General features: G+C 31.3%; 18 protein-coding genes and 1 tRNA gene. 13 read left to right on the top strand and 6 right to left on the bottom strand.

What is annotated here, in order from left to right; translation table 11 throughout:
• Nucleotides 1-14 precede the first annotated feature (14 nt).
• Complete coding sequence (locus ACM39_RS09175) at nucleotides 15-857, top strand: GLPGLI family protein (protein WP_165585111.1); 843 nt, start codon at nucleotides 15-17, stop codon at nucleotides 855-857.
• Between the two features lie 42 nt (nucleotides 858-899).
• Here the strand turns inward: ACM39_RS09175 and ACM39_RS09170 are convergent, their stop codons facing one another.
• The gene (locus tag ACM39_RS09170) at nucleotides 900-1,352 is read right to left on the bottom strand and encodes a hypothetical protein (protein ID WP_048510755.1); all 453 of its coding nucleotides are present in this window, start codon (nucleotides 1,350-1,352) and stop codon (nucleotides 900-902) included.
• A 109-nt stretch (nucleotides 1,353-1,461) separates the two neighbouring features.
• Between ACM39_RS09170 and greA the strand changes: the two genes are divergently transcribed.
• The 7 genes from greA (at nucleotide 1,462) to ACM39_RS09135 (ending at nucleotide 7,369) form a co-directional block, all read left to right on the top strand.
• Complete coding sequence (gene greA / locus ACM39_RS09165) at nucleotides 1,462-1,932, top strand: transcription elongation factor GreA (protein ID WP_048510754.1); 471 nt, start codon at nucleotides 1,462-1,464, stop codon at nucleotides 1,930-1,932.
• A 46-nt stretch (nucleotides 1,933-1,978) separates the two neighbouring features.
• Complete coding sequence (locus ACM39_RS09160; protein ID WP_048510753.1) at nucleotides 1,979-2,368, top strand: HIT family protein; 390 nt, start codon at nucleotides 1,979-1,981, stop codon at nucleotides 2,366-2,368.
• Nucleotides 2,369-2,440: 72 nt separating this feature from the next.
• The gene (clpX, locus tag ACM39_RS09155) at nucleotides 2,441-3,628 is read left to right on the top strand and encodes an ATP-dependent Clp protease ATP-binding subunit ClpX (protein ID WP_048510752.1); all 1,188 of its coding nucleotides are present in this window, start codon (nucleotides 2,441-2,443) and stop codon (nucleotides 3,626-3,628) included.
• A gap of 77 nt (nucleotides 3,629-3,705) precedes the next feature.
• Nucleotides 3,706-5,673 carry a T9SS type A sorting domain-containing protein gene (locus tag ACM39_RS09150; protein WP_048510751.1) on the top strand — a complete coding sequence of 656 codons (1,968 nt, stop codon included), beginning with the start codon at nucleotides 3,706-3,708 and terminating at the stop codon, nucleotides 5,671-5,673.
• A 5-nt stretch (nucleotides 5,674-5,678) separates the two neighbouring features.
• Complete coding sequence (locus tag ACM39_RS19100) at nucleotides 5,679-5,903, top strand: hypothetical protein (protein WP_048510750.1); 225 nt, start codon at nucleotides 5,679-5,681, stop codon at nucleotides 5,901-5,903.
• A gap of 61 nt (nucleotides 5,904-5,964) precedes the next feature.
• Nucleotides 5,965-7,251 (top strand): TlpA family protein disulfide reductase, encoded by a 1,287-nt coding sequence (locus tag ACM39_RS09140; RefSeq protein ID WP_048510749.1) that lies wholly within the window; start codon nucleotides 5,965-5,967, stop codon nucleotides 7,249-7,251.
• Between the two features lie 44 nt (nucleotides 7,252-7,295).
• Nucleotides 7,296-7,369, top strand: a tRNA-Met gene (locus ACM39_RS09135).
• 448 nt (nucleotides 7,370-7,817) lie between these two features.
• Here ACM39_RS09135 and ACM39_RS09130 read toward each other — a convergent pair.
• The 4 genes from ACM39_RS09130 to ACM39_RS09115 form a co-directional block, all read right to left on the bottom strand.
• The gene (locus ACM39_RS09130) at nucleotides 7,818-9,122 is read right to left on the bottom strand and encodes an HlyD family secretion protein (protein WP_048510748.1); all 1,305 of its coding nucleotides are present in this window, start codon (nucleotides 9,120-9,122) and stop codon (nucleotides 7,818-7,820) included.
• Complete coding sequence (locus tag ACM39_RS09125) at nucleotides 9,112-11,307, bottom strand: peptidase domain-containing ABC transporter (protein ID WP_048510747.1); 2,196 nt, start codon at nucleotides 11,305-11,307, stop codon at nucleotides 9,112-9,114. The genes ACM39_RS09130 and ACM39_RS09125 overlap by 11 nt, the downstream gene beginning before the upstream one ends.
• A 73-nt stretch (nucleotides 11,308-11,380) precedes the next feature.
• Complete coding sequence (locus tag ACM39_RS09120; RefSeq protein WP_048510746.1) at nucleotides 11,381-12,907, bottom strand: thioredoxin domain-containing protein; 1,527 nt, start codon at nucleotides 12,905-12,907, stop codon at nucleotides 11,381-11,383.
• A 390-nt stretch (nucleotides 12,908-13,297) separates the two neighbouring features.
• Nucleotides 13,298-14,941, bottom strand: coding sequence for a helix-turn-helix domain-containing protein (locus ACM39_RS09115; protein ID WP_165585110.1), 1,644 nt, complete (start codon nucleotides 14,939-14,941; stop codon nucleotides 13,298-13,300).
• Between the two features lie 272 nt (nucleotides 14,942-15,213).
• Between ACM39_RS09115 and ACM39_RS09110 the strand changes: the two genes are divergently transcribed.
• The 5 genes from ACM39_RS09110 to ACM39_RS09090 all read left to right on the top strand — a co-directional run bounded on the left by ACM39_RS09110 (nucleotide 15,214) and on the right by ACM39_RS09090 (nucleotide 21,041).
• Nucleotides 15,214-15,414: a hypothetical protein gene (locus tag ACM39_RS09110; protein ID WP_048510744.1), complete on the top strand. Its 201-nt coding sequence runs from the start codon at nucleotides 15,214-15,216 to the stop codon at nucleotides 15,412-15,414.
• Between the two features lie 11 nt (nucleotides 15,415-15,425).
• Nucleotides 15,426-15,641 carry a hypothetical protein gene (locus tag ACM39_RS09105; protein ID WP_048510743.1) on the top strand — a complete coding sequence of 72 codons (216 nt, stop codon included), beginning with the start codon at nucleotides 15,426-15,428 and terminating at the stop codon, nucleotides 15,639-15,641.
• Between the two features lie 135 nt (nucleotides 15,642-15,776).
• Complete coding sequence (locus tag ACM39_RS09100) at nucleotides 15,777-18,005, top strand: CocE/NonD family hydrolase (protein WP_048510742.1); 2,229 nt, start codon at nucleotides 15,777-15,779, stop codon at nucleotides 18,003-18,005.
• Nucleotides 18,006-20,192: a lantibiotic dehydratase family protein gene (locus ACM39_RS09095; protein WP_048510741.1), complete on the top strand. Its 2,187-nt coding sequence runs from the start codon at nucleotides 18,006-18,008 to the stop codon at nucleotides 20,190-20,192. It abuts the gene before it with no gap.
• Nucleotides 20,193-21,041 (top strand): thiopeptide-type bacteriocin biosynthesis protein, encoded by an 849-nt coding sequence (locus tag ACM39_RS09090; protein WP_228377090.1) that lies wholly within the window; start codon nucleotides 20,193-20,195, stop codon nucleotides 21,039-21,041.
• Between the two features lie 436 nt (nucleotides 21,042-21,477).
• Here the strand turns inward: ACM39_RS09090 and ACM39_RS09085 are convergent, their stop codons facing one another.
• Entirely contained in the window at nucleotides 21,478-22,431 is a 954-nt protein-coding gene (locus tag ACM39_RS09085; protein WP_117590737.1) for a DUF3810 domain-containing protein, read from the bottom strand.
• Nucleotides 22,432-22,500 lie beyond the last annotated feature (69 nt).

Here is a 22,500-nt window from a genome sequence, read left to right as displayed (position 1 = left end):
TTAAAAACATAATTATGAAAAAAACAATTGCATTATTATTAATGTTGTATGCTTGCTTATTGTATTCTCAGAATGACCGATTTGTGTATGAAATCGATTATAAAAAGGATTCCGCTTCTACTGAGATTACAAAAGAAAATTATAATTTAGATATTACTCAGGAAGGGATAACTTATTACAATAGGCTGTATTATACTAATGATTCTTTGTATGCTAAAACTCAAGTATTCGGTTTTGAAAAATTTAGGTTAACGTCATTCTTATCTAAAAAGACTAAAAACACTTTTTATGAAAGTTACGAGTATATAGGAGATGTTAATTTTTATAAATTAGAAGAACCTGTAAATCTCAATTGGAAAATCTCCGACAGTACAAAAACTATAAATAATCTAAAATTACAACAAGCAGAAACAAATTTTGGAGGAAGAAAATGGATTGCTTGGTTCGCTCAAGAAATTCCGTTGTCCTACGGACCATATAAATTTAATGGTTTGCCCGGATTAATTATTGAAATATATGATATTCAAAAAGATTATATTTTTAAGCTTATAAAAAGTGAAAAAATTCCTAAAGCTTATGAAAGCTATACGTTGGGTAGTTTTAAATCAAGAGCAATAAAAACAAATTATAAAAAATTAAATAATTTGAAATTAGATCTTTATCAAAATCCTTTTAAATATGTTCTTAATGGTAGTGGGATGAGTCTTGCACTTGAGAAAGGTAAAAAACTCCAATTAGAAGATGGAACGATTTTGACAAAAGAACAATTAAAACCAGCCGAGAAAAGCGAAAGAATAAAAATAAAATCTTTTAACAATCCTATAGAATTGAACAAAGCTGTAAAATATCCCGAATAAATAAGAAAAACCGCCTTACCACTTGGACGACGGTTTAATTTATTAATAATAAACACTTAAATCTCTTGTAGCAGAATTGTAATTATATTGATATGTTTTAGGAGGAACATTGGCTCCCTGTGTTGGCTGGCCGGTCAATAATATCCATGTAGCATTGTCTTTTGGGCAAACAACACTGATATTATCCTTAACTTCTAAAGTTGTGTTGGTATCCGGGCAAATATGAGGCGCATTTCTATCATAGACTTTAAATGTTGTATCTGAAGAACGGACAATAATTAATCCTCTTGTTCCGGATTGCTGCTGATCCAAATAAATCCAGCTGCCAACCTGGTTCAAAGTATTATAAGCCGGAAGGTTTAGATTAATACTCACATTAATCGGAGAATTGGGAAAACAGTTGACTGTATCTTCCGTACTTCCACATGATTTTATAGTTAAAATACTGATTGTCAGCAAGGTGAAAATAGATAGTATTGAAAAAGTTTTTTTCATTTCAATTTAAATTTTTATATATTTGTAAAAATTAAACGATTACAACGCGAAAACATTGTCCGACAAATGTCGGATTATTTTTTTATACTAAAACTAAATTTTGAAAATTATGGCAAGCTATGTTACAAAGGAGGGATTAGACAAAATGAAAGCTGAGCTGGAGCAGTTGGAAACTGTGGAAAGACCAAAAATCACCCAGCAAATTGCAGAGGCAAGAGACAAAGGGGATTTATCCGAAAATGCAGAGTACGACGCGGCTAAAGAAGCTCAAGGGATGCTTGAAATGAGAATTTCTAAGCTAAAAGATATTATTGCTTCTTCAAAGATTATAGACGAAAGCCAATTAGATACTTCAAAAGTTTCAATTTTAACAACAGTGAGACTTAAAAATAATGCCACTAATCAGGAGCAGGTATTTAAATTGGTACCCGATAACGAAAGTGATTTGAAGACTGGAAAAATTTCAGTAAATACACCTATCGCTAAAGGTTTGTTAGGCAAAGTAATAGGCGAAACAGCTGAAATCATTCTGCCAAACGGAAACAAATTATCTTTCGAAGTATTAGATATTACCCTATAACTAAAGAAAAACTAAAATTGGTTTTCTAACCTCTAATTCAATAAAAATGAGCACAATATTCACAAAAATCATCAATGGCGAAATCCCTTCGTATAAAATTGCCGAAGATGAAAATTTTATTGCATTTTTAGATGCTATGCCTTTAGTAAAAGGTCACACATTAGTAGTTCCGAAAAAGGAAGTTGATTTGATTTTTGATTTGGAAAGTGAAGATTACAAAAAGCTTTGGGGATTTACCCAGGAAATTGCAAAGAAAATCAAAAATGCAATCCCATGTGTGAGAGTAGGCGTGGCTGTTGTAGGATTAGAAGTACCTCATGCACATATTCATTTGATTCCTTTAAATAAAATGGAAGATATGAATTTTAAAAATGAGAGACTAAAATTGACAAACGAAGAGTACACTGAGATTCAGAACTCAATTATTAATTCTTAGAAATAACAGAAACTCGTAAAACTTAACTTTTACGAGTTTCTTTAATCATATACCTTATATATATTATATAAAATGAACTCAAACCAATGTTCTTTCTGTGGAAGAAAAAGAAATGAAGTACAGATGTTGATTTCTGGTCAGACTGGTTTCATTTGTGAAAATTGTATAGAACAGGCACATGCTATTGTAAAAGACAGTGCTTCAAAAGATGGATTTTCACCTGCGGAAAATATAGACGAATTAAAGAAGCCCAAACAAATAAAAACTTTTCTTGATGAATATGTGATAGGGCAGGATCAAGCTAAAAAACAGCTTTCTATTGCAGTTTATAACCATTATAAAAGATTGCTCCACGCTCAGGAAGAAAACAGAGAAGTAGAGCTTGAAAAATCAAATATCATCATGATTGGTGAGACCGGAACAGGGAAAACTTTACTGGCAAAAACTATTGCCAAAGAACTGAATGTTCCGTTTTGCATCGTTGATGCAACTATTTTGACGGAAGCCGGGTATGTAGGGGAAGATGTTGAAAGTATTTTATCAAGACTTTTGATGGTAGCAGATTATGACGTAGAAAAAGCGGAAAAAGGAATCGTATTTATTGATGAAATAGATAAAATCGCCAGAAAATCTGATAACCCGAGTATTACCAGGGATGTCTCAGGAGAAGGTGTGCAGCAGGGTTTATTGAAGCTGCTTGAAGGAAGTATTGTAAACGTTCCGCCACAAGGAGGGAGAAAGCATCCTGATCAGAAATACATTCAGGTGAATACCCAGAATATTTTATTTATTGCAGGCGGTGCTTTTGACGGTATCAAAGAAATCATTGAAAGAAGAATGAATAAGCAGGCAATAGGATTCAGTTCTGAAAAAATAAATAAAACTGATGAAGAGGAATATATATTAACAAATATTAATGCAATTGACCTTCGCTCTTTCGGATTAATTCCCGAACTTTTAGGAAGATTTCCAATCATCACTTATCTCGATAAACTCACAAAAGAAACCATGATAAGAATTATGAAAGAACCAAAAAATTCGATTGTGAATCAATTTGTGGAGCTTTTCAAAATGGATGGTACAGAATTGGTATTTACCGATAGCGCAATTGAAAAAATCGTAGATGAAACGATAGAAAAGGGATTAGGAGCCAGAGGATTGAGAGGAACGACTGAAAAAGTCCTTGAAGACTACATGTTTTCAATAGGAGAAGAAAGTAAAATAATATTAACGCAAGATAATATTTTTGTTAATAAATAAAATATTTTTTTTTGTTAACAAAAAAAATCATACCTTTGCGGGTGAAGATTGTATTAACACACAAATATTTACATACAATGAGAAAAAGTTTATTTGCTATTGGTTTATTAGCAGCAGTTTGTTCTGTTCAGGCGCAGAATGTTCTACACGTAGATGACGCTGCTACTACGTACGTAAGTAAAGGTACACTGGTTTATAACAGTGGCGGCTTACAAATGAGAGGGAACGGGGTTGTTGAAAATCACGGTAATTTTATGGTGAGTGGATCGGCCACTGATTCTTTTAAAACAATTACTACTGGTGGAGCAGACAAAGCAGAAGGTTCCACAATAGCTAATTTTGTCAACAAGCTGAATGAGCCAGACGCTTATGCAGTTCCGAATGAGAATTCCTCATCGGCTACACCTACTTACACTTATGGCCAGCTTTATATTGCTGGTATCCCACAGACTAACATTACAGGTATCGTAGATCAGGAGTATAGATCTGTAAAACATGGTAGCTATCAACAAATTGGTCTTCCTTTTTATAACAAAACAGTATATACGCTAAGTAATGAACTGGGGAAAACATTTACGAATGTAAGAAATTCTCAGAATGAAGTACTGTATTATGATAATGCTGCTGTTGTGAGTCATGGAGCCAGTACATCTTTCACAGTCGGGAGTTCTGCTCCGGCATATGCTTACTATATGCTAGGGGGACAAGGCTTAGATGTATCTTCAGCTTTAAAGACATTGAAAGGACGTCCTGTAACTGATATCGGTCAAACAGTAACTTTACAGAATGCAGGTAACGGAGTTAACTTCGGTACAAATGGTCTTGGTACAAATGCTTATAATGAAACATATAAAAGTTATGTTCAGGATAGATGGGCTATTGCATCAGGAGGAAGCTCTTGGCAAGGTGATTATGGTAAAAATATTTATCAGTTTGCAAACCCATTCCTTACAAATCTGGATTTAGCTAATATTGCTTATGATGAACCTGTTTCCAGTGGTAGTAACGATGGAGTGAACTTAAGCACTATTTATGGAGTAAGACTTGATCCAGGACAGGTTACCACTACATCTGCCGGAACAGGAACTACAACACCGGGTAAATTTATTACCTTTAATTCAGGAGTGCCTACGGGAGATGTTGATTATGTGATGGTAAGACCTTTAGGAACATTTGTAATTAAGCTTAATAACAATGTAAATGCAGATCAGCTAAATTTTGCGAATTTAAGAAGATTCAATTATTATAGTAGAGCTGCAACTACAGGTTACAGTGTGACAGCTAATAAAAATGCTGCTAAAACGGGAACTGTAAAACAATTAGGGGTTATCGGTTTAGATGCTGCCGGAAATGAAGTTGCAAGAACTTATTATGTAGTTTATCCTAACGGAACAACAGGACATTCCGGAAGTAGTAAAACTCAGGTAACAGCTAGATCTGTAGATGTTTTGGGTACTTACGAAGAAGCTCCTACTGGCGGTATTGATAATAACTACAGCAATAGCTATTGGTTATATATTAACGAAGCTAATGAAAATAACTTTAAAGGGAAGAACGTTAAGTTAATTAACTATGACCTTAATAAAGTTAAATCATACAAATTTGAAATTAGAGAAAATGCAGACTTAGTTGCAAATGGTACTCACCAATTGTCTTCTGGTATTGGATTCTATTACAAAGCTGCAAACGGTTCTATAATGGAAGCAAAACAAGGAGATGTAATTCCTGTAACTAACGACGATTATGATTTATATTATGGAGAACCAGATAGAGTTTTAGCAGTTGAGAAACCTTCTACTAAACCTTCTAGAACAATGGTTGTTTATAATCCAGACATTACAAACTACATTGTTAGATTTGACCCTAGCTGGAAAAAGGCAGATATTGAAGTTTATGATATGAGCGGTAAACTAGTTATCTCTAAAAAAGCAGTTGATGCATCTACAGATTTTGTTATCGAATTGAATAACGCTATTAAAAATTCTTATGTTGTAAAAATTGTTTCTGACAAAGGAGAAACTGTTAACACTAAAATCTTAAAATAAAATATATGAAAACTATAAATAAACTAATATTGGCTCTTTTTTTATTCATCGTTACTTTTGCTTACGCAGACACTCCAATAATGCCGCCTCCGGGAGATGATGATGGTGGTGGAACTGTAGGGCCGGGAGCACCTGCGTCACCCATCGATATGTATATTATCGGGTTAGTGCTGGTAGCAGTAATGTTGACTGTATTTTTTGCAAAAAAATACAATACTCAAAAAGTATAAATTTTTATTAAAATAATATTAAACTCTCTGATTACTCAGAGAGTTTTTTTATTTTTACATTATGAAAAAGATTTCTATAGTTTTAGCATTATTAGCTGCATTTTCTTTACAGGCGCAATTTACAATCGCCATTCAGGCACCAGCAGATTTCAAAGATCAGGATGCAATTTTATATACATTAAATGGCTCTAAAGATATCATCGTTTCCAAAGAATCTATTAAAAATCATATATTGACTTTCAAATATCCTAAGAACTATTCGGGGATGATGAAGGTTTATTTTCCGGATTCAAATAACACTATCAGTTTCATTTCTGAAAATAAAAATGTGGATATCAAATTGGATGTTCAGAATAATAAAATAAAAGATATTACTTACCTGGATGAGGCGAATAATTTAATGTTTAAAGTGCAGGAAAGTTCTCAGAAAAAAGAGCTTATTCTACCTGCATTGTCTCAAATAAAGGAATATTATAAGGATAATACAGAGTTTGGAAAAGCATTGAAAGCCGAGATAAACAGGTTATCCGGTACAAGCAGCGATATGGATCCTGCTTTGCATCCATTTATTTCGTATTATAATACGAATTATGCTAAGTATCTTTCTAATGATCCTAATAAGAAAGTGAGCCAAGAGGATATCATTAATTTTATAGATAAGTCAAATGATATGCTTGAAACTTCATCATTGTTAAGACCTGTTTTGGTTGCTTATTTAAATGCCGGAGGTAATTCTGATGTTCCGGGTTCTGTGGATAAATTGTTGGATAGATTAAAAGTCGAAACTCCTCGCGGACAGACCGTTTTATCTGAATTGATTGATATTTTTGATGTATACGAGATGAAAGATTTAAAAGATAGATATCTTAATCTTGCCAAAAATCTTAAGTGTACTATTACTGATAGATTGGCATCCACTCTTAAGTCTAATTCAAATGTAGAAATAGGAGCAATGTTCCCAAATAATAAATTCCAGTCAGCGGTAAATACCACTGCAAAGTCTATTTATGATGTAAAAGCAGACAAAAAAGTAATTGTTTTCTGGTCATCTACTTGTTCACATTGTGAAAGTGAATTGCCTAAATTATTGGAAAAATACAATGATTTAAAAGCTAAGAATATTCAGGTGATAGGCCTGTCATTAGATACTGACAAAGATTCTTATACCAAGAAAATTTCTGCATTTCCATGGATAAATGATTCTGAATTGAGAGGATGGAACAGCAGTTATACAGATACCTACAATGTTCATGCAACTCCAACGTATTTTATTTTAGATGCTAACAATAAGATAATCAGTAAACCAGACCATGTAGGCGATGTTTTAGAATATTTTAAGCTAAAATAATTTTGGTGTTGTGTAAATATTTTCTATATTTGCACCACCAAAACGGCGAGGTAGCTCAGTTGGTTAGAGCGCAGGATTCATAACCCTGAGGTCACGGGTTCAATTCCCGTCTTCGCTACAATAGCGAGAAAAACCGAAACATCTGTTTCGGTTTTTTGTTTTATAATAGAGGTAATGATTTAAAACATTTTTCTAATATTTGTTTTTATTATTTCTAAGGAATGTTTTCTTAAATTTTTAATTATTATCCACCATATGATATCTCGTTTAGTTAATTTATTATATACTAATAACCGTTTAACATTAGTATACAATAAATCAAAATAGGTAGAAATCGCGTAATAAATTTTCGAAGGGAACATCTAGCGTTGAAGGTCTTATTTAGAAGATAAAAAAACGGTCTGGATTCTTATAAAATATTTCCGTTATAAAGCACAAAACTTTTTACTGATTATATTAAAAGTCAAATAATCGAGATAAATTTCTATCGTTATCTATTAGATATTATTTACAATGAACGCCTGCAAATTTTTTGCAGGCGTTCTGATTTTTATTTTCAGTTATATTTAACTTTGATATCCCAGCAATTTTCTAATCTGGTAGAAAAATCTTTCAATTAACCTTAAATCTTTAGTTACAATTTCCGCATTACCCCGAAGCTCCTTGTCAAAAGGAAGCGTTTTGTTATATGATGTTTTTAAACCTTTGGGAAGCACTATATCCACATAATAATTTCCATCCTTATCGGGAGAAAGCGAGATATTTTGGACTTTACCTTCAATGATACCAAATTCCTGGTACTGATAATTATCAAGTTTGATTAGCACTTTTTCGCCAGGAGTAATTTTACCTGAATTCATAGAAGGAACAGACATTCTTCCAACCAATTTTTCTTTATTTTTGGGAAGAATTGACAGGATGGCATCACCGGTTTTTACAAATTGGTTTTCACCAAAAAATTGTTGGAAGCTCGCCATACCATCAGTTGATGAAATGACAAGGTAATTTTGTTCCCATTGTTTTAAAGACTTTCTCAGTTGCTCAAACAATTGAAGAGTCTGGGAAGAATACGTGATTTTATCTTTTTCTGTATTGATGGCAGCTCCGCTTTTTGTTTTATTAAAATTGGAAATGCCTTCTTCCATTTGAGATAATGAAATATTAATATTTTCAAGGTTTTGCTGGGCCTGAAGATATTTTATTTTTTCATTTTCCAATTCTACAGCAGCAATTACTCCCTGATTAAAAAGTTCCTGTGAGCGCTGATAGTTTTTCTTTGTCAGATCATATTTAGCTTGTTCTAAACTTTTTTGTTGTTTTAAAGTAAGTATTCTGCCTCTGTATTCTGATATACTTTGGTTAGCCGCCAAATTTTCGGGAGCATAAGGCTGTAATCTTGTGAAAAGCTGTTCATCCTGAAAAGCTTTTGCAAAATTATTATAATCACCCTGTAATTCACCTAATTTGAAGCGTGAAGCCTGAATAACAGGAAAAGAATACAGATTATTAGGTGTGATGGAATCTACCAGTTTTTTAAGCTCAAGGACATCTTTATAGTTTGCCGTAGACTGCATTACCATCAGAACATCGTCTTTTTTTACCTCCTGATGATCTTTGATGAATATTTTTTCAATTTTAGAATTGGTTCTGGCTTCCAGTTTTTCCGGAGGGTTTTGCGACGTTACAATAATAGGAGCAGGAATAAATTCCGGATACTTTATAATGTAGCTCATTACCAGGATCAGGATAAGAATTATAAAAATAATGCTGTTTCCCCATCGGATCATCCAATGAGGAGGCTGGGTAAGAATATCCTGAACGCTTTCTGAGCGTAATTCTATATTATCTAATATGTCTTTTTTAGTTTCCAAGTTCTAATTGATTTTTTACCAGTCTGTAATATTCACCTTTTAAAGCAACCAATTCTGTATGATTTCCTTCTTCAACTACTTTTCCTCTGTCTAAAACAATAATCTTATCGGCATGTTTTACTGTAGACAGCCTGTGGGCAATCACTACAGCCGTTTTACCTTTGAAGAATTGTTCCAGATTTTCCATAATAATTTTCTCATTATTGGCGTCTAGAGCAGAAGTTGCTTCATCAAAGAAAATGTATTCCGGAGACTTATATACGGCTCTTGCTATGAAAAGTCTTTGCTTTTGCCCTCCGCTTACTCCTAAACCTTCGTTTCCGATTTTGGTATTGTAGCTTAAAGGCAAACTTTCAACAAAATCTTTAATATTGGCAATTCCTACAGCTTTTCTTAGTTTCTGTTTGTCTACATGATCTTCTCCAATTGCGATATTGTTGGCAATTGTATCATTGAAGACATATCCTTCCTGCATTACTACGCCGCAATGATCTCTCCAGAATTTTGGCGAAACTGAACTTAATTTTGTATTTCCGATTTTGATTTCTCCTTCATTCGGCTCGTAGAACTTCATTAATAATTTTAAAAGGGTAGTTTTTCCGCTTCCGCTGGAGCCTACAATTGCAGTTGTTTTCTGATAAGGAATATTTAAATTCAAATGTTCAAAAACAAAAGCATCGGAACCAATATATCTGAAAGACATATCGCTGATTTCTATGTCTTTTTCTGGAACTTCAGAAACGTATTGTTCTTCTTTATTTTCTTCATCATCTTTATCATGGATTTCGCCTAATCTTTCCAGTGAAATTTTAGCGTCCTGAAATTGTTTGATGAAATCAATAAGCTGTAATAAAGGGCTGTTCAGCTGCCCGATAATATATTGTACAGAAAGCATCATCCCCAAAGTAAGGCTTCCGCTTAAAACCAGTTTTGCGGCAAGGAAACTTACCAGAATATCCTTCATTTGGTTGATAAAATTTCCTCCTACGGACTGCCATTGTTCTAATGAAAGAGATTTTATCCGGATTTTGAATAGTTTTACCTGGAGAAATTCCCAGTCCCAACGTTTTTGCTTTTCTGCATTATGCATTTTGATTTCCTGCATCCCGTTGATTAACTCAATAACTTTACTTTGCTCCTGAGAAACCTGAGAGAATCTTTTATAATCAAGTTCTTTTCTTTTTTTAAGGAAGAAGCTAATCCATCCAATATATAAAGCTGCTCCTACAAAGTAAACCAGGAATAACTGGTAATCATAAAACAGTAAAACGATACTGAAAATGATAAGGTTTACCAAAGAAAATAAGGTGTTTAAAGAAGAGCTCGTTAAAAGTTGCTCGATTCTGTGATGATCATTAATTCTCTGCATGATATCTCCGGTCATTCTCGTATCAAAAAAACTGATAGGAAGTCTCATTAATTTGATAAAGAAATCTGAAATAATAGAGATATTGATTCTTGCTGAGAGATGCAATAAAATCCAGCTTCGAATGACTTCAATTCCCATTCTACCCAAAAACAACATAATTTGGGCGCCCAGGATAAGATAGATGAAATTTAAATCCTGATTTTGAATTCCCACATCTACAATACTTTGGGTAAGGAATGGGAAAATCAGGGAAAGTAAACTGCCTGCTAATAAACCAATAGCCAACTGAATGACAAGTGATTTATATTTAAATAAATATTTTGAAAGAAAAGAAAAACTGGCTTTACTTTCACTATCATCAAATTCGGTTTGGAAAAATGAAGGAGTTGTTTCCAAAATCAAGGCAATACCTTCTTCTGTATTTTCATTGGCATTTTCTCCAATCCAAAATTGTATAAATTCTTCTTTTGTATAAGTGATTAATCCGTAGCTGGGATCTGAAATGTAGACCTTATCATTTTTATCGATATCATAAACAACAACAAAATGATTTTTGTTCCAATGCAGTATACAGGGAAAGGGAACTTCGTCTCTAAGGGTATTAAAATCGATCTGAACTCCCAAAGAACGGAACCCCAAATCTTCAGCGGCATCACTTAAACCCAATAAACTGCTTCCTTCCCTGGTTGTTTCAGAAAGATTGCGGATTTGCTGCAGAGAAATGCTCCTTTTGTAGTATTTACTTACAATCCTGAGACAAGTGGGGCCACAGTCTTTGGAATCGGGCTGAATATAGTTAGGAAATTTTTTTTTCATTAATTTAATCAAAATTAGAGACCATAAATATATATAGTCTCCAATTTATATATATGTAAAAGATTTAGTAATTTTAATAAGATGGATTTAATTGAAAATCTTCATCATCTAATAGCTCATCAACAAAAAACCAAATATCATCACGATCATATTTTTCAGGAAACTGATATCCATTAATGATGAATACCGGAGTGAAATTTAATCCCAAATTGCTGTTGTCTTGTGACATTCTGGTAATCGGGTTCAAATCTTCGGCAGATGTTCCTCTATCTGATTTTTCATTGATTTTTTCTTCGTTTTTATGTTCAAACCAATCTTCAATAGCAGTAAGAAAGTCATTTTGGGACCTGTTTTTATAGATATTAACAAAATCGGAAATTAGATTGGTGTATTTTTCATTACTTTTTTCCGGAAAGTAGTTGAATCTTATCTGGGCAGAAATATCATTGGGATATTTTTTTAATAATCCTTCCATTATTTTGTGAGCATCTTTGCAAAAGCCGCAATAAGGATTAGAAACAATTGAAATATGAAGTTTAGCATCTTTATTTCCTAATGAGAATGTTTGTTTGTCTTCAAAACTGATTTTTTCGTTTTCTACAAGCTCTCTTTTGAAGAGCTCATAGTTCCTTTTAAATCTTAAATTTTTCGCATTTGATTTTTGGAGTTTTTCTTTTTCCTGAAGTGTATTATTTATATATAAAACTGAAGAAAATATAATTATCCATAAGGCTAAAACTAATAATAAAGTTTTTATTTCTAAAAATAGATTCTCAAAAAGTATTGAGCTAATCAATAATTGAGCAACCAGAATTGTAATAATTATAAGGCAGACTTTACAGAACGTCTTCTCAACAAATACCTGTATATATAATGAATAGCCGATTGCTAAAATAGAAACAAATGTAAATGCTTTAATGATATAAGCTGTTGCAGGAAAGAAAAGGCCAAGTACGGTGACTCCGATAAAATAAATCAATGAAAAATCTGCAAATTTTAATCCTAATATACTTGTTTTATCCTGATTAATAATTTTATTACAAGAATTCACAGCCTGATTCGCGGGATCGCCTCCACAAATACTTCCGATAACAGCAGATGTATTTCCAAATTTCTGGCTGAAAATTTCTAAAGAAATGTAAAGACCAGCTAAAGATAAAATATTGAACATGCTTTCATACCAAGTATGATTCAGAAGAGTGTATAGAATAATAATTCCTAAAGCAGCATATATTAAAGGTTTTACATTATTAATTGATTTGTTTTCTGTATTTTCGATTTTTTCAAATAACAAAACAAAATCTGTTGAATTGTTGTAAAGTTCTTTTTTATTTACATTTTTAACTTTATCTGAATAAACTGAGTAGTTATTTCCTGTTTTTTTTACTAATGAGAAAGAATTATTAACGATTGCGATAAATTCTTCAGGTAATTCATCCCAATATTCTTTGTCCAGCTCATAAGCATCATTTCGTACTCCCATAAAATTAAGCGTATCGCTAAAAGCTAAGGCAGAAGGATAATTTGGATGTGAATTAAACTGGAACAAAAATTCCTGTTTATCAAGTTTAAGATGATTTATTAGCTTATCGAATATCATATTAATATTTTGAACTAAAAATACGCAGATGTTTAAGAATAGGCAAGTGTTTTTCTTTCGTAAGTGATTTATATTGATTTAACCCATTTATTTAAAATAATTTCTACAAATTTAAAAAAGGAGGAATATTCCTCCTTTTTCATGAACCACTTCTGATGTAAAAGTATATACATACAATCTAGAAATGCATTCCCATTCATTAATAGTTTTCTGGTTATTTTATCTTCTGCACATCAATCAAAAGATAGTGTTGTTGTGTCTTTACCCGAGGCAAACTTACAGAAGATAATGTCAGGACAAAAATGTAGGGTGTCTAGATTTATAAATTTAGATATTTTTAATAGGTAACGTGTTGTATTTCATTTATTTGTGATTGGTTGTTTTTATTTGCTAAGTATTAGCTTTATCAATTTCTTTAAGGTAGATTGTAAGGGTTGTACTTGTTTTTTTCTTAAAAGCTAATGAAAAAGCCTGTTCATTATTATATCCAAGTTCATCCGCAATGACAGATAATTTATAAGAACGGAATTTTTTATCTCTTACCAATCTCTTTAGAGCATAATCTATACGGAGATCATTTAGATAAGTGGCAAAGTTTTTCCCTTTATGAGTATTTATAACATCCGACAAATAAGTAGAATTAGTTTTAATGGTTTTGGCTAAACTATTTAGGGTAATACCTTTTTTTAAAAAATATTCTTTAGTTTCGAAATTTTCCAATTCTTTCAAAATAAACCCGATAGTTTCTTCCGGAAGAGATTTTGGAGCTTTATCAATTTTTTCTTGCGTTATATTATGTATCGGGACATTAATATTATTTTCTCCTGTAATAACGAATTTACTTTCGTTATTTTTCTCAATGGAAACTATCAAATCATGAGCAATTTGTTTTTGTTTCTTTTCTGCTTTTTTAGATTGATAGAATAGATAAGTTAAAAATAATACAAGAATGATCGATAGTACCAGAAAAAGATTGAGGTACATTTTTCTGCTTTTTAAATCGTCAATGATATTATCTTTTTCTTTAGCAAACTTAGGAATGTCATATTTTTTAGGCATTTCGAAAGTAAGATACTTAAATTGGGCATCTAGCTTTCTGTCTATTGTTAAGAATTTTTCAATATAATACAATTGTTTTTCTTTGTCGTTTGTTTCTTTATAATAGTCGATTAAAAAAGTATATATTTCTCTTAGTTCCGGAAATAAATTACTTCTTTTAGCTATAATTGAATCTATTTTGGTATAGTATTGTACTGCTATGTCTTTTTTATTAAGAGCAATATAGTCTTTTCCCAAGATAAAAAATACACTACACATATTCAGATCATTTGGATTAATAGAGAAAAACTTTTCGCAGGTTTTAAGCTCTTTTATAGACTCATTGTACTTGCCTGATTTGAAATAATATGCTCCCTTAAAAAATAAATACATATGATAATTGTATACATCTTTATTTTTTGAAGTATATTTTAAACCATTGTCAATCAGAGTTTTTGCTGAGTCTAACTTATTGGTTTTAAGATAAGCATTGACTAAATTTTGACGAATTTCTGCAACTTCAGGTTCTTTTAATTTTGTCGGATGAGCAAGATAAAATTTAAAGACTTTTTCAGCCTCAGCGTATTTACCAATATAGTTATTTAAATAAGCTATATTGATCTCCGTAAATGCTATTTGACGTTCATTATTATTTTCTTTGGCATATTTTAATCCTAAGAGATAGTTTTCAAAAGCAAATTTCAGATTATCAAATTTAAAATATAAATTGCCTTTTAGCATATATATTCTTGCAGGATATACTTTTTTGTCCCAATTTTTTGCAAGAACCTTTATGCTGTCTATATATTTTAAAGCAATGGGTAGGTCCTGACTGAAATGATTTAGTACATATCCTTCCGCAATTTGTTTATCATCTTTCTCAAGTTTTGCCTTCTTAAGATAATATTTAGCTATTATTTTTGACTCATTTACTTTATCTGTATGGAATAGCTCATAAAAATGAGTTTTAAGATCTCCGTAGGAGTATTCGCTCAATGAAATATCCTTTGAAGCGGTTTGAGCTTTAAAAATATTATAAATGGTTAATAATAGGAGTATGAAAAAAAACTTTACTTTCATTTATTAAAAATAACTTTACAAAAATATTACTTATTTACCATTTACCATATGTAATGATTTTTTATTTTTTTTATTGACTGATAATCATTGTTTTATATTTATTTTAGGCATAGATTTATAAATTTAGATTTATGAATTTACATCATATTAATTAAAATCACTTTATTTGTTATTCAATTTTTTTAATTATGAAAAAACAAAATAGAGAAGAAAAAAAACTTTCTTTAAAAAAGCTGCAATTAGCAAAAATTAATAATTTGAATAAAATTTTCGGAGGTAAAGGTTTAGGTACTGATAATGGTATTAACCCTTCCGATAGCGATACAGGGGAAACAAGCCCAACAAAACCAAAAGAAACATTAGGTTGGGATACTAACATTTATGGTTAAAAAATACTAAAATGAAAAAACAAGATAGAGAAGAAAAAAAATTGTCTCTAAAAAAACTACAGTTAACAAGAATTAACAATCTTAGTAAAATCAGAGGAGGCGATGATCCTGTAACGATTCCCATTGTCTTTACTACAGTTTACCTGCCGGAACCAAGTGATAATACTTTAGTGACTAAACCCACGAAAACAGGCGGGACAGACATAATTTTATCTGAATTACCTTAATAATTAGCCAAACTCACATATTAAAGATATTTTTAAATTTTAGAGAATAGCAGATGATAATTTGTTTGCGAATAAAGAATTCTATAAAACAATCAATGTTTTATAGAATTTCTTTTATAATATAAATACCTAATAATGAAGATCAAACTATTAATGATAGCATTATTTCTAACGAATATCTATCATGCACAAAAAATCTATTTGTCCAAAAATGAGCTTAACGATTCTTTAGTCCTTGAAAAGAAAATATCAGATATTGCAGCTAAAATTTCAAACTACTACAAGGATGCAAAATCTCTAGATTCACTAGAAAAGTTATTTAAATTAGAAATGTTAGCAACACATTTTAAGCAATCTATATCAACTATACGCAAGTATAAACAAACATTGGCTAATGAAAGCAGCGCAAGTATTAAGTTCGCAAATTTTGAAATTTATGCTCTTGCAAGAGACATAGAATTGAATGAAAAAATACCATTTTCACAAGCACTTGATAAAGCTTTCAACAATAAATATTCTGAATTTCCCGATAAGTATTCATTTCGTTTTGCTGATATTTTAGAAGAAGATGTATCAGATAGTAAGGAAAAGATAAAAAAGGCGTTAGAATCTATAAAGGAAGATAGCATTGACAGTAAATCTGTGGTAAATCTCTGTATTAATTATTTAGATTATAAAACTATTTCAAAAACTCAAGCGACAGTAAGAAAATTATTAGCTTTAAAAGATAAAAATAAATATATTGTTGAATCGATTGAGCTAATGACGAAAAAAGGAGGAACTGTAAATATTACAATAACCCGGAAAATAGGAAATCAACGAGCCCTGCCAGTTATTCTTACCAATAATATTTATGCAGGAACGTATGATAATGCTTTAGGGAAAAGAGCTGCAGCTTATGATTATATTGGGGCAGTTGTAAATACGAGAGGAAAAAGAAATAGTCCTGATGCAATAGAACCTTTTGAACATGAGTCAGAAGATTTATATGATGTGATTGATTGGATAAGCAAACAATCATGGTGTAATGGTAAGGTAGGAATGATTGGTGGAAGTTATCTGGGGTTTAGTCAATGGGCTGCTACAAAAAAATTACATCCTGCCCTGAAAACAATAGTCCCCCAAGTTTCCGTAGGAATTGGTATAGATTATCCGATGAATAATAATGTATTCATGAGTTATATGCTCCAGTGGATTACTTATGTTACTAATAACAAACTGACAGATGAAGCAGATTTTAAAAATTACAATAAATGGGATTCTATAAATACTGCATGGTATAAAAGTGGAAAATCCTTTAGAGCGTTAGATTCTATAGCAGGAAAATCAAATGAAATTTTTCAAAGATGGCTCGATCATCCAAGTTATGATGCATATTGGAAAGCTATGATTCCCTACAAAAAAGATTTTTCTAAAATAAATATTCCTGTTTTGAGTACGACTGGTTTTTATGATGCAGATCAATTGGGAGCGATGTACTATTTTAGAGAATTTTATAAATACAATAAAAACCCTAATCATTATATAGTTATTGGCCCTTATGATCATGGTGGCGCTCAAAGTTATGCTACTAATATTTTAAGAGGATATCAATTGGATAAGGTGGCCAAAATCAATATCAGTGATCTTGCTTTTTCATGGTTTGATTATATATTGAAGAATGGATCAAAGCCTGAGCTATTGAAAGATAAAGTCAATGTTCAGATTATGGATACTGATAAATGGTACCATTCTCCAACATTAGAAAAAACGCATGATGACAAACTGAAACTTTATCTGGCCAAAGAATCTGATTCTCGCCTTATTCTGACAAAAGAAAAAAGTGAGAAAAAGGATTTTGTAAAACAAATTATTGATTTTAAAGACAGAAACGATAAAGCAGTTTATCATAAATTCGGGAAAGATAGCTTATATGTAAATAATTCTGTAATATACGAAACCGAAATTTTTGATAAAGATGTTATTATTAATGGTAGCTTTATAACAAAACTGAGCACTGCTATTAATAAAAAAGATATTGATATTACGATATCTTTATATCAAATAAAACCGGGTGGAGGCTTCTTCTTTTTATCTGATTATTTAGGACGTGCCAGTTATGCCAAAAACAGAGAAAAAAGACATCTTTTAAAACCTGGAAAAATAGAAACAATTTACCTTACAAATAGTACTTTTGTAGGTAAGAAAATTCCTAAGGGAAGTAAATTGGTTGTAAGATTAGGCATAAATAAAAATTCCTATAATCAAATAAATTACGGTACCGGTAAAGATGTAAGTGATGAAACGATAAAGGATGCAGGTGAGCCTTTAGAAGTAAAATGGTATAATGATAGCTATATAGAAATTCCTATTATAAAAAATTAAATGTCCCAATTCCCATATCGTTTTTTTGAAGAATTTGTTGTTCGTTCCCCTGTGTTTTCCCGGGAAAGTTTTTGGAATAAACTTGAAGGTCATGAACTGTTAGAGTCTGATGTAAAACAAATTTGTAATAATCCTGTTTTTCAGGAAGCTCTTTATTTGGCATCCCCTTATTTATATGAAGAAATCCGGCAATGGGTAAAATCCGGAGAAAAGTTTTCAGACAAACAATCTCAAAAACTTAAAAATACATTTCTCAAATATTACAGCCGGATGAGTACTCGTTGTACTCCATTCGGTTTATTTTCCAATGTCGGTATCGGAAGGTTTGATAATGATGAATTTCCAAGATCTTCTGCTGCCCAATTAATTCGGGACACCAAATTAGACATGCATTTTTTGGTGGCATTGTCTCATCATTTGGTTACAATTCCTGAAATAAGAAATCACTTGCAGTATTTTCCAAACAACAGTCTAAATAGAGTCGGAAATAAAATTCGATATGTTGAATATGAATATTCCGAGGGAAAAAGAGAATATATTGTTTCTTCAGCACCAATTTCAGAAGAATTGGATAATATCCTAAAGTTTGCCCAAAAAGGAAAAACGACTCACCAATTGGAAGAAATCCTTATTAATGAAGAGATAACAAAAGAAGATGCCTCTGAGTTTATAGATGAATTAATAGACAACCAGGTTTTGGTGAGCGAGCTGGAACCCAATGTTTCTGGTGAAGATTTTTTGCGGACTCTTATTTCAATATTAAAGAAGATTAATGCAGAAGATCAGCTTCAGACTTTAATTCAGATCCAGGAGAAACTCATCGATTTAGATAAAAATATTGGGAATTCTACAGCAAAGTATATCGAAATTGAAGAACTGATTAAATCTTTTCAAGTAAAATATGAGCAGAAATACCTTTTTCAAACAGATTTGTATAATGATTCTGAATATAAATTACCCCAGCATTGGAAAAAAGAACTGAAAAAAACAGTTAGTTTTTTAAATAAAATTTCACTGATCCAGAAAGAAACGTATATAGAAAAGTTTAAAAAAGCTTTTTATGAAAGATTTGAAACAGAGGAAGTACCACTTGGTTATGCTTTAGATTCTGAAATAGGAATTGGTTATCTACAAGGTATTAAGGCAAAAGGGCTTCATCCTTATTTGGAGGATTTAAATATTCCTTTTAGCCAGAAAAAATCGAATCTGATGATTCAGCTTAATCCTGTTCAACAGGTTTTGAATGGAAAATTGCAGGGATTAACGTTTGAAAGTCAATACAAAATTGAGCTGACCGATGCTGATTTTAAAGATTTCGAAGAAAATTGGGATGATCTGCCGGATACCATATCTTTTATGGCTGAGATTATTTCAGACGGACAGGAGAAACTATGTATAAAAGGGGGCGGTGGAAATAGCGCAGCCAATTTATTGGGACGATTTTGTTCTGAAAAATCGGAGATACAGAATCTGGCAAAACGTATTGCCGGAAAAGAAGAAGAATTAAATCCGAATAAAATTTTAGCTGAAATTATTCATCTTCCTGATGCGAGAATTGGGAATATTATCAGAAGACCAACATTAAGAAATTATGAAATTCCGTATTTAGCACAATCTATTTTGCCGGAAGAAAATCAGATTACTATTGATGATTTATATATTTCTGTAAAAAATAATAGAATTATTCTAAGATCTCAAAGACTGAATAAGGAGATAATGCCATATCTGACAAATGCTCATAATTATTCTGGGGATTCATTGCCCGTTTATCATTTTTTATGTGACCTTTACTCCCAAAACAGAAGAAGTGGAGTGTATTTCGATTGGGGCGGACTGAAAAATATATATACATTTTTTCCGAGAATAGAATATAAAAATGTTATTTTATCGAAAGCTCAATGGAAAATCGAAGAAAAAGATCTTCAGGCTTTCATTTCCATTATAAAAAACAAAGAGGATTTTTTAAGCGAATTACAACATTGGAGAGATAAAAGAAAAATTCCAAAATGGATACAGTGGGCAATGTCTGATAATACGCTAACAATAAACCTGGAAAACTATGATTTTGCAAAACTATTTATTGATATTGTCAAAAAGCATAAAATAGTTTTTATTGAAGAATTTCTTTGGAATAAAAATGATGATTATAGGCGCGAATTTGTGTTTTCACTTTATAAAGCTAAGTAAATGATGGAATTAAAGAGAAAATTTGTTCCCGGAAGTGAATGGCTATATCTGAAATTATACACTGGAGCTAAGACTGCTGATGTCATTCTTGACGAAGCAATTCAGCCATTAGTAACTTTTTTACTTAAAGAAAATCTTATAAAAAAATGGTTTTTTATTCGGTATAATGATCCTAAAATTCATTTGAGAATTCGATTTGAGCTGAATGATATTAATAATTACAATATTATTCTTTTGAAGATTCGGGAAGTTCTTAACGACTATATTGATTCCGGCGAAATTTCAAGTCTTATATTCGATATTTACAATAGAGAATTAGAAAGATATGGAACGCAGACGATAAATGAAGCCGAGTTTTTGTTTTTTAAAAACAGTGAATTTTTCATTAAAGAATGTTTGTTTTTAGATGATGAAGAGAAAATAATAACCTCTTTATTTTATATTGATGAATTGCTTTCAAATCTGGGGCTTCCAATAGATAAAAAACTTGATTGGATAAGAGATTTTAATAATTCGTTTAAAGCCGAATTCAATGCAGATAAGAAGCTGAACAGCCAGCTGGATAAAAAATACAGATTATTTAAACCTAAATATCTGGATTTTCTTGAGTCTGTTGACTATCTTGATTTTAGAAATGTAGTTTTATCAAATATCAGGGAATGTGGATGCAGTATGCGAGATATTACCTCTAAAAGCGATGAACATTTTTTGAAGGGTTTCTTCCAGAGTTTGTTCCATATGAGCATCAACAGGATGTTTGTATCTAATCAGAGAATCTTTGAGATGATTATTTATGATTATCTATATCGGTATTATAAAACAGTTTCGTTTCAAAACAATCAAAAATAAAGTTCTATTTTGCGAAGATTTTAAATTTTTTTTAGAAATAGTAGGACAAAAAAGTTCAAATTTTATTTTGAGCTTTTTTTTGAAAATTTATATAAAGTCTTAGTTTGAGATAATGAAGAAACGCTCCGATTCAATCAATTGATTGGATTCGTGATTTTTTTGTGATTAAATTTAAATTTTTATATAATTTCATTATTGATTATAAATTTTTATTAAATGTCTTTCAATTGTGAATTATTCATAAAATTCAGGCTTGAACTTAAAAAATCTTAAAGTTTTCATAAAGTTTTAAAAAAGAATAGAAAAGTTTTTGTATTTATAAAATATGTTGTACTTTTACATCGCCTTGAATGAGGGAACAAGTCAAGGTAATAAATTTTTTTTCATCATTTGTGTTTTTAGAATCGTATCGCCTGATACGATTCTTTTGTTATAACTACTTTTCATAACGTACCAATAAGCCGATGAAATATGAATAAGTAACAGAGCCTTCCTGTTGATTACTTTTAAGAAACAGGTTATTGGTAAACCTGAAAAAATCGTCCAGCAATCCCTGATGTTTATAAATAAAAGCCTTTTCATAAAGCCTATCCCTTTTCATTTCTGGGGAGTAGTTTTTTAAAGCTGCTTTTACAAAATTTTCGTCTTCTTCAACGATAGAGTTTAAGAGACTTTTTAACGTAAAATATTCCGTGCTGTACCTTAATTCCGGATTTTCTGAATTAACGCCGATTAAATACCCGATAAAGTTTGCTTCCTGCTCTCTTGCGAAGCCGAGTTGATGGGAACTTTCATGAGCGGATGTAAAAGGTAAATAAGTAGATGGCAATTCGGAGTTATATTGAGCTTCTGCACTAAAAGGGTTATAGTATCCCAGGATTCCCGTAAAACTCATAACGTTTTTGAAAAGACTTGGTTTAAAGGAATTGATCTGTGTCGCTTTTTTATCAGAAATATACCTGGGAAGTTTTGCCTGATTGCGAAGGATTTCTTTTTGGATAGATTCCAGGTCTGTCACCACAAAAATTCCGTTTTTGTCCTGGGATACTAATTTCCTGGTTGTTTTACATTTTTCAAGATATTGTAGGGCTAATTCTTTCCTTTTGTTTAGCGTTATTTCACCCTTCGGAAGCTTTTCTATGATCGGAGTCTGAAAATATAACATTCCCCAAAAAATCTGATAGGCGAAATAAAAGATATTAATTAAAATCAAAATATTTAAAAGAGATTTATGCCTTTTTTTCTTTTTAAAAAATCTAATGATAAAGTACAAAATGGAAATGCCGGATAAAATATATAAAACATCTCCAAACGAAAAAGGCAACCAGGAGAACAGAACCTGATGAAGGTTTTTCTGAAACTCAAAGAAGCATTCAAAAAAAGAAATCATAAATTTCAGTTTTGAGAAAACAAAGAACAAAAGAAATTGGGCAAGTAACAAACCCGCCCAAAATCTTTT

Source organism: Chryseobacterium sp. FH2, assembly GCF_001045455.1.
Classification (GTDB): domain Bacteria; phylum Bacteroidota; class Bacteroidia; order Flavobacteriales; family Weeksellaceae; genus Chryseobacterium.
Note: the sequence above shows the minus strand (reverse complement) of the source record. Positions and strands in the feature narration are given on the sequence as shown.